The sequence below is a fragment of the Nonomuraea rhodomycinica genome (assembly GCF_013363995.1).
In the GTDB taxonomy this organism is placed as follows: Bacteria; Actinomycetota; Actinomycetes; order Streptosporangiales; family Streptosporangiaceae; genus Nonomuraea; species Nonomuraea rhodomycinica.
This window is the reverse complement of record NZ_JABWGO010000005.1, coordinates 72098-80610: the sequence shown is the minus strand read 5'-3', so window position 1 is coordinate 80610 and position 8513 is coordinate 72098. Positions and strand designations below refer to the sequence as shown.

Here is an 8513-nt window from a genome sequence, read left to right as displayed (position 1 = left end):
TGGTGCCGTTGGCGTGGGTGCCGAGGCCTTTGGCGTAGCTGGTGCCGTTGAGTTTGATCGGGTTTCCGTCGACGCTCTTGTCCTTCTGGACGGTGCCGAAGTCGCTTGCGGCGCTGCTCCAGGTGAGGCTGCTCAGATCGACGGCCTGTCCGTTTCCGCTGGTGGTGACGGTGACGGCGTTGCTGGCCTCGGAGATGTTCCGGGCGGCGTCGACCGCCTTCACGGTGAAGGTGTACGGCGTCGCGGCCGTCAGGCCGGTCGCGGTGAAACGCGTGCCGGTCGAGGACCCGGCCAGCGTGGTGCCGCGATAGATCTGGTAGCCCGTCACGGCGACGTCGTCGGTGGACGCGGACCACGTCAGGTCGACGCTGTTCGAGGTCACGTTGGTCGCGGTGAGGCCGGTCGGCGCGCTGGGCGCGGTGGTGTCGCCCGTGGTGGTCCCGGCGCTGGCGGTCACGGTCGCGCCGGCGGCCACCGGCACAGTGACGTAGGACACCGTCTTGCCGTACAGCGACTTGGTCTGCGGGGTGTGAGCGGTGCCGTTCACGGTGATCGTGGCAGGGGTGCCGTAGAACTGGGGTTTCCAGGTGACGGTGCCGCCGGAGTTGTTGGTCAGCGTGGAGGATCTCGTGCCGGTGTGCTTGAGCTTCAGGTCGTTGCCGCCGACCTTGAGGTGGTCGATCTCCACCCACGGCGTCTCGGCCGTCAACCGTGACACGGTCGCCACCGTGTTGTGCGGGGCGTCCGGCTGCACGCCCATCATGCCGTCGATGACGTTGCCGACCGTCGCGAAGGAGACCTCGGGGTAGGTGTCGCGGCCGGTCATGAGCTTCTTGAGCCAGGCCCAGCCCTCGGCGGACCGGTTGTACTGGTAGTACGTCTCCGGCAGGTACGAGGTCGCCTCGACGTTCAGGTCGTCGTCGTTGGCGGCGATGAAGTCGAGGTAACTCTCAGTCCGGGGACCGTGGTCTCCGAGGCCGGTGAGCAGCATCAGGAAACTGGCCTCGTGTCCCCAACTGCTGTAGCCGGTGCCGGCGGCGTCCTTGCCGCGGTAGTACCGGTTGTTCGACGCGTCCCACCAGTTCTTCTCGAAGTAGTCGCGCACCCGCTGGGCACGGCCGGCCCACTTCGAGCTGCCGGCGCTGTCGCCCTTCGCCTTCAGGATCTCCGAGTAGGCCAGCATCGACTGGTAGTAGAACCCGAGTGAGTCGCCCGCGGAGGTGAGGTTCTCGTTCGGGAACTCGAAGTAGGTCGCCCCGTACTCCCCGGGCTGCTTCTTCGGGACCGGCTGTTCGTCGGCCGGGTTGGCGTCGTTCCAGGTCACCTCGTGATCGGTCAGGAACGCGCCCATGGTCGAGTCGTAGTAGGCGGAGAGGGTCGGGTCGTTGATCCAGTCCGTGTCGCCGGTCCACTGGTACTGCTTGTAGGCCTTGGCCATCAGGTTGAACGGCGAGGGAAGTTCGCGGAAGCCGGTGCCGTCGATGTAGTACATGGCGCCGTAGGAGCTGTGCGCCCACAGCGGCCAGCCGTTCTGGCCCCGGTCGTCCGCGTCGCCGGCGAAGGTCTTGAGCATGTTGAAGGTCTCGGCGTCCAGGCCGAGCGCGTGCGCGCCGTCGGACTGGTGGGTGATGTCCCGGTTGTAGTAGGACTCGCGGTTGGTGTAGGCACCCCAGTAGCCGGGCTGCACCTCGGTGTGCGTGGCATCCTTGAGGCGCCACCACTCGGCTTCGTGGCCCATCATCGGGTTGCCGGGGTAGAACGTCATGCCCAGGGCCCGGTCCTTGCCCCAGTTGAAGCCGTCGTTCAGCGTCGCGTTCGGTGAGTTGATGGTCAGCGTGCTGGTCGGCGGCCCGACGTACTGCTGGATGGTGATCTTGTCGACGCGCGGCACCTCGCCGGCGGAGGTGGCCGTCAGCACGATGACGTCACCGGCCTTGAGCGCGATCTTGCTCGTGGTGCGGGTGTCGATGTTCTTCGGGTCGGTGTGGTCGGTGCCCCACCGCCGGGACGTCGCCCAGGAGTCGACCGGGGTGGAGTTCACGGAGATCTTGTACGTCACGCCGTTCTCGGCCATGTCGTTGTAGCGCGTGATGAGGTCGTACGTTCCCGTGGTGCCGGTGAAGCTGGTGCGGGCGGTGCTCGTCTGTCCAGCCACGCCCTTGGCGTAGGTGACGTTGTCGACGGACGTGCCGTTCCAGGTGTGGTTCACGGTCTCCGTCGAGAAGTTGGTCAGCGCCATGTTCTCGACTTCGACCACGTAGGGCCCGGCCGCCGTCGCCGCCAGCGCGGCTGCGGGGGGAACGGCGACTGCGGTGCCGACCGATGCGAGTACGGCGGATAAGGCACAGGCCAATCGACGCATGGGCGATGGATCCTTTCGGGTGGGGGGTGTTCGCGGACGCGACTGGTGGTCCGCGTCGGCGGTGGGGGGCCGTTACACGGCGGTCTCCGGGGCGGGGGCGAGCAAGCCGGTCTGGGCGTCGGCCGAGGCGCGCAGCTCGTCGACGGTGCGGCGGAGCCGCCGGCCTTGCCGCGGGCGTGACGGCACGCCGGGTCTGATCACCTCTCGGTTCATCGTGTGGCTCCTCTGGAATCCGGCCGTAGCGCGCGGTGTCAAAGGGGATTTGATCGATCAAACTGATGAGCGGAGGGTGCCATCCGGCAGGGGGGCGCGTCAACCTCTTGGGCGAAAGAGGAAGCGAAAGTTTTCATTGAATTAGTGCAAGTGGCGGAGTATCGTCGCCGTAATCACACCCCCCGGGAGATACCTCCATGAATCGTCGTGCATTTCTCCAGCTCAGCGCGCTGACAGCGAGTGGCGCGCTGCTCTCGGCCTGCGGATCGGGCGCCGAACCGGCTGCGAAGGGTTCAGGGGCGGCGGGCCCCCTGTCAGGAAACATCACCGTGTGGAGCTGGGCAGGCCCCGCCGCGATGATGAAGGAGCTGGTCCCGGGATTCACCACGGAGTTCCCGGGCGTCAAGGTCGATGTCCAGGACGTCGGCAATCCGGCGATCTGGGACAAGATCACCACGGGGCTGGCCGCCGGGGGGCAGGGCCTGGCCGACGTGCTCCACATCGGTGTCGACTACCTGCCGGCCTACATCGAGAAGTTCCCCGGCGGGCTGGCCGACCTCAACACGCTGGGCGCCGCCAAGCACAAGGACATGTTCGCCCCAGGCCTGTGGGAGACCGTCAGCCGTGATGGCAAGGTCTACGCGCTTCCGTGGGAGGCCAACTCCGCGGGCTTCTACTACCGCGCCGACCTGTTCGAGAGGGCCGGCGTCGACGGCGAGGCCCTGCAGAACTGGGACGAGGTCATCGAAGCGGGGGTCAAGCTGAAGGAGAAGACCGGCGTTCGGCTGCTCGCCATCGACAAGGCGGCGACACAGGCGGACTCCGCCAACCTCTTCCAGTGCCTCATGCAGTTACAGGACAGCTTCTACTTCGACATGCAGGGCAACATCACCCTGGACTCGCCCGCCGCGGTCACCGCGATGACCATCATCAAGAAGCTCAACGACGCCGGGCTCGTCGCCGATCAGGGCGGCGGCTGGAACACGATGATCGGGCTGATCAAGAAGGGCGGCGTCGCGGTCCAGCCCATGCCCACCTGGTTCGGCGGCATCATCGCCGACACCGTCCCGGCCGAGAAGGGCAAGTGGAAGGTGCGGCTCCCGCCGCCCGTCACGGCCGGAGGCAAGGTCTCGGCCCTGGTCAACTCCACGCACCTGGCCGTGGCCGGCTCCAGCGAGAACCAGGCCGCCGCGTTCGCCTTCGCGGAGTACGTGCTGACCAGGCCGGAGAGCCAGGTCCACATCTACAAGGGCAAGGGCATCGCCCCCGCTCTGCTGGCAGCCTACGACGACCCGGTCTTCCACCAGCCATCGCCGTTCTTCAGCGGGCAGAAGATGGGAGAGATCTTCCTCGACTCGCTCAGACAGCCGTCGTACGTCACCAACTACAGCGCCGACTACCCGCGGGCGCTCAAGCTCGTGGACGACGCGCAGAGCAAGGTCCTGTTACAGGGTGCCGATCCCGCCACCGTGCTCAGGCAGGCGGCTGAACAGCTCGCCAACCAGACCGGGCGCAAGGTCGTGCGATGACTCTGCGCGCCCGTGCCCTGGCGCCGTACCTCTTCATCCTGCCGGCTGTCGCGCTGTTCGCCACCTTCAAGCTCTATCCCATCGTGTGGTCGTTCCTGCTCAGCCTGTTCAGGACCGAAGGGACGGTGCAGAGCTTCGCGGGACCCGCCAACTACGCGAGGTTGGTCAACGACGCGCTGTTCTGGACCGCGCTCGGGAACACCGGCGTCATCCTCGTGGTGCAGGTGCCGATCATGCTGATCCTGGCCGGCGCGCTGGCGCTCGCGTTCGACTCGGCGCTGCTGCGCCTGCGGTCCGTCGTCCGGCTCGGTTTCTTCCTCCCGATCGTGACCGGGCCGGTCGCCTACGGGTTGCTCTTCGCGGTCCTGCTCAACCCGCAGTCGGGGCTGGTCAACTGGCTCATCGGCGTGGACGTGCCGTGGCTGTCGGACAAGTTCTGGGCCAGGATCGCCCTGGGGCTGGCCCTCACCTGGCACTACGTCGGCTACAACGCCATGATCTTCCTGTCGCGGCTGCAGTCGTTGCCGCGCGACCAGTACGACGCCGCGGCCGTGGACGGCGCAGGCACGTGGCGCTCCTTCTGGCACGTCACCCTGCCCGGGCTGCGCCCGGTGGTCCTGCTCACTGTGGTGATGTCGACGATCGGCACGTTGCAACTGTTCGACGAGCCCTACGTCCTCACGCGAGGCGGGCCGGACAACGCCCTGCTGACGCTCGGCCTGTACCTGTACGAGAACGGTTTCCGCTACTTCGACTTCGGCTACGCCTCCGCCATCGCCTACGCGCTCGCCGTGGTCATCGCCCTGCTCGGAGTCGTGCAGTTCCGCGTCCTGAGGGACAAGACATGAAGCGTGTGATGCTGACATCGGTGATGCTGCTGGCGGTCACCGCGATGGTCGGCCCCTTCTATTGGCTGGTGGTAGGCGCCACGCACAGCAGCGCCGAGGTCTTCGGCAGCCCGCCGCCGCTCCTGCCGGGCGGCCACCTGCTGGACAACCTGGCCCATCTGCAGGAAACCGTCGGTTTCGGCCGCACGATCCTCAACTCGCTGCTGATCTCGGGCCTCTACACCGTGCTGGCCGGCGCGGTGTGCGCGCTGGCCGGGTACGGCTTCGCCGTCTACGACTTCCGCGGCAAGGAGGCCCTGTTCGGCCTGCTCATGCTCGGCCTGGTCATCCCAGGTCAGGTCACCCTGGTGCCGCTGTTCAAGATGATGATGGCCTGGGGCTGGCTGAACACCTATCAGGCCATCATCCTGCCCAATCTGGCGCTGCCCTTCGGTGTCTTCCTGATGCGCCAGACCATGTCGGCCATGCCACGGGAGCTGCTGGCGGCGGGCCGGGCCGACGGCTGCGGAGAGCTGAGGCTGTTCGTCCGCGTGGCGCTGCCGCCGATGCGGCCCGCGCTGGCCGCGCTGGCCATCTATCTGTTCCTCTACCAGTGGAACGACTTCGTCTGGCCGCTGATCGCGCTCCGTACGACGGACGCCTACACCATCCCGCTGGCGATCGCCTCGCAGACCGGCGCTACGGACACCGACTACGGCGCCATCCTCGCCGGAACCGCCGTGGCGGCCATCCCCATGGCGGTGCTTTTCCTCTTCCTGCAACGACACTTCGTTTCGGGCCTACTCGCTGGAGCGGTGAAGGAATGAGCATCACCACGGCGGGGCTGACCCCCGCCGCGTTCGAACCCCTCGTCGACGACGTCCACCTCGCGGTGCTGTCGCCGACACCGGGTGCCACGGCCTCGTGGACGTTCGACGGCGGCGTGCTGGAGGTTCGCTGCGACGGCGACCTGGACATCCGGATCTCGGTGCCCCTGGGCGACGCCGTCGGCTTCTGGCATCCCGACTGCGGCTGGCAGCGTACGGTCGTCGCCGACTGGGCCGGCTGGGCGCACGCCTCGCTGGTGCGCGGGGCCGTGGCCGGCTGCCTGTACGACAGCCGGGGAGGGAACATGCTGGCGTTCCTGGCGGAGGACTGCGTGCCTGAGACGTGGATGCGGTTCGGCGTCTCGGAGGAGAACAAGACCTTCGTCGTCCAGCTCGCGGTCGTGGCGGATGCGGCCTCGCGGGGGCCGTACCGGCTGCTGTTCGCCGAGCGGGGCGGGTCGGTGGCGGCGGCGATGCGGGGGCTGAGCCGGAGGCTGGACGTGCGGGGACTGCCGCCGGTGCCCGCGTCGGCATGGGAACCGGCCTATTCCACGTGGTACGGCTTCAGCCAGGACGTCACCGCCGCGGCCGTGGAGGCGGAGGCCGAACTGGCCGCCGAACTGGGCTGCGGCATGGTCATCCTGGATGACGGGTGGCAGCGGCTGGGCCATGGCCGAGGCTATGCCGGCGTGGGCGACTGGGTACCTGACACGGGCAAGTTTCCCGACCTGCGGGCTCATGTGGAAAAGGTGCGGGGGCTCGGGCTGACGTACCTGCTGTGGGTCGCTCCCCTGCTCGTGGGCCCGAGCGCCGACTGCTTCGCCGAACTGGTGGAGTACGCGCCCGCGATCGGGGGCCCGCCGGGGGCGCGCGTGCTGGACCCTCGTCATCCGGAGGTCAGAGCCCACGTCGTGCGGGTGTGCTCCGGGCTGGTGGCCGACTACGCGCTGGACGGCTTGAAGATCGACTTCCTGGACGCGGCCATGCTCTACGCCGGCCGGCCGGGGGCCGGGGTGGACGTCACCGACGTCGGCGTCGCGATGCGCATCCTGCTCGCTGAGCTGCGCGCCGCGCTCGGCCCCGACGCGCTGATCGAGCTGCGCCAGCCCTACGTCGGACCCGGCATGGCGGAGTTCGGGGAACTGCTGCGGGCCGGTGACTGCCCGGCCGACGCCGTCGCCAACCGGGTGCGGACGATCGACATCGGCCTGATGGCGCTCCGCGGCGCCGTCCACTCCGACATGCTGATGTGGGACGAGAACAGCGATCTGCGCAGCGCCGCCCGCCAGTTCATCGGCGCGTTCCACTCCGTGCCGCAGGTGTCGGCCAGGCTGACCCGGCTGGACGACGAGCAGCGGCGCATGGTCGGCTTCTGGCTCGGGCAATGGCGGCGGCTGCGGCCGCTGCTGCTGGACGGCGAGGTCGAGCCGGGCCGGCCGGACGAGCTGTATCCCGTGGTGGTCGCCTCGGGTGACGGGGAATGCGTCATCACGGTCACGGCCGACCGGGTCGTGCCGCTCGACGTCAGCCGCCATCGGCGGGTCACGCTGATCAACGGCACCGCCTCCGGACGGCTGGTGCTGGAGGTGTCCGGGGACGGGGCGGCGATGCGGAAGGTCGTCTACAATGCTGGCGGGCTTGTCATGGACCGGTCGCAGCACCGGTTGGAGCCGGGACTGCGCCTGCTGGATGTGCCGCCCTCCGGCCTGGCGGTTCTTGAGGGGGCTGCGTGAAAGTCGGCATCACCGAGGTGGCGGCGAGGGCGGGCGTCAGCGAAGCCACGGTGAGCCGGGTCATCAACCGGCGGACGGGTGTCGCGACGAAGACCCGCGAGGCGGTGGAGCGCGCGATGGCCGAGCTCGGTTATGAGCGCAGCACCCGCGGCCAGCTCGTCGCAGTGATCACGCCCTGGCTGTCCAATCCGTTCTTCGCCGAGACGGCGGAGCTGATCGAGGCGGCTCTCGCGCCGCACGGGCTCAAGGGCGTGATCTGCCCGGCCTTGCCGGGGGGCATCCAGGAGAAGGAGTTCGTGGTCTCACTCGCCGATCAGGGCGTGGCGGCCGTGGTGTTCCTCTCCGCCAGCAACACGCTGGACGACGCGGATCCGGAGACGGCCAACGTGCTCGCCTCCCGTCGCATTCCGTTCGTCGGGGTGAACGGCGGCTTCGAGGGCCATGACGTGCCGGTGTTCTCGACCGACGATCACCTGTCCGCCGAGCTGGCCGTGGACCACCTGTGGATGCTCGGGCACCGGCGGATCGGGCTGGTGTCGGGGCCGATGGGCAACCGCCCGGCGGACCGGCGCGTCGAGGGTTTCCTGAGCGCCCTGCGGCGGCGAGGGGTGGCCGAGCCAGAGCTCTGGGTGGTCCGGCAGGACTACACGGTCGAGGGCGGCCAGTCGGCCGCGGGAGTCCTGCTGGGCCGGGGGGCCACGGCGATCGTGGCGGCCAGCGACTTCGTCGCGATGGGCGTGATCCGGGGAGTGCGGCGTGCCGGCCTCTCCGTCCCGGCCGACGTCTCGGTCGTGGGCCACGACGGTTCCGTGATCATGGAGTTCGCCGATCCGCCGCTGACCACCGTGCGGCAGCCGGTCGATCGCCTGGCTCGTGCCGTCGCGCGCAGCCTGGTCTCGATGGTCGCCAACCGTGAAGTGCCGACAGGCGAGGTGATGGTGGTGCCCGAGCTCCTGGTCCGGGCGTCCACCGCGCCGCCGCGCGCCTGATCGTTTCACGGCCCGGTCCAGCCGCGGGGGCCC

At 68.7% G+C, this 8513-nt stretch carries 7 protein-coding genes; 5 read left to right on the top strand and 2 right to left on the bottom strand.

The genetic code is table 11. The features are described from left to right. Together HT134_RS21920 and HT134_RS21915 are read right to left on the bottom strand one after the other, a co-directional pair. Nucleotides 1-2362 (bottom strand): NPCBM/NEW2 domain-containing protein (locus HT134_RS21920; RefSeq protein ID WP_175602329.1); only part of this gene is annotated, 2362 nt, incomplete at its 3' end. 72 nt (nucleotides 2363-2434) lie between these two features. Next, the gene (locus HT134_RS21915; protein WP_175602328.1) at nucleotides 2435-2575 is read right to left on the bottom strand and encodes a hypothetical protein; all 141 of its coding nucleotides are present in this window, start codon (nucleotides 2573-2575) and stop codon (nucleotides 2435-2437) included. Between the two features lie 329 nt (nucleotides 2576-2904). Here HT134_RS21915 and HT134_RS21910 point away from each other — a divergent pair, with 329 nt between their 5' ends. From HT134_RS21910 to HT134_RS21890, 5 genes are read left to right on the top strand one after another with little or no spacing between them, the layout of a single operon-like run. Continuing rightward, complete coding sequence (locus HT134_RS21910; RefSeq protein ID WP_312888316.1) at nucleotides 2905-4104, top strand: ABC transporter substrate-binding protein; 1200 nt, start codon at nucleotides 2905-2907, stop codon at nucleotides 4102-4104. Further along, entirely contained in the window at nucleotides 4101-4952 is an 852-nt protein-coding gene (locus HT134_RS21905; protein ID WP_175602326.1) for a carbohydrate ABC transporter permease, read from the top strand. Before HT134_RS21910 ends, HT134_RS21905 begins: the two co-directional genes overlap by 4 nt. Further along, complete coding sequence (locus HT134_RS21900; RefSeq protein ID WP_175602325.1) at nucleotides 4949-5758, top strand: carbohydrate ABC transporter permease; 810 nt, start codon at nucleotides 4949-4951, stop codon at nucleotides 5756-5758. Before HT134_RS21905 ends, HT134_RS21900 begins: the two co-directional genes overlap by 4 nt. Continuing rightward, a complete protein-coding gene (locus HT134_RS21895; RefSeq protein WP_175602324.1) occupies nucleotides 5755-7491 on the top strand; it encodes a glycoside hydrolase family 36 protein in 1737 nt (578 codons plus the stop codon). Before HT134_RS21900 ends, HT134_RS21895 begins: the two co-directional genes overlap by 4 nt. Next, nucleotides 7488-8480, top strand: a complete 993-nt coding sequence (locus HT134_RS21890) for a LacI family DNA-binding transcriptional regulator (RefSeq protein WP_175602323.1) — start codon at nucleotides 7488-7490, stop codon at nucleotides 8478-8480. The genes HT134_RS21895 and HT134_RS21890 overlap by 4 nt, the downstream gene beginning before the upstream one ends. Nucleotides 8481-8513 lie beyond the last annotated feature (33 nt).

Bases quoted from the DNA above. Each gene is read 5' to 3' on its own strand.
- HT134_RS21915 (WP_175602328.1), bottom strand. From the start codon at position 2,575: ATGAACCGAGAGGTGATCAGACCCGGCGTGCCGTCACGCCCGCGGCAA.
- HT134_RS21895 (WP_175602324.1), top strand. From the start codon at position 5,755: ATGAGCATCACCACGGCGGGGCTGACCCCCGCCGCGTTCGAACCCCTC.
- HT134_RS21900 (WP_175602325.1), top strand. From the start codon at position 4,949: ATGAAGCGTGTGATGCTGACATCGGTGATGCTGCTGGCGGTCACCGCG.
- HT134_RS21905 (WP_175602326.1), top strand. From the start codon at position 4,101: ATGACTCTGCGCGCCCGTGCCCTGGCGCCGTACCTCTTCATCCTGCCG.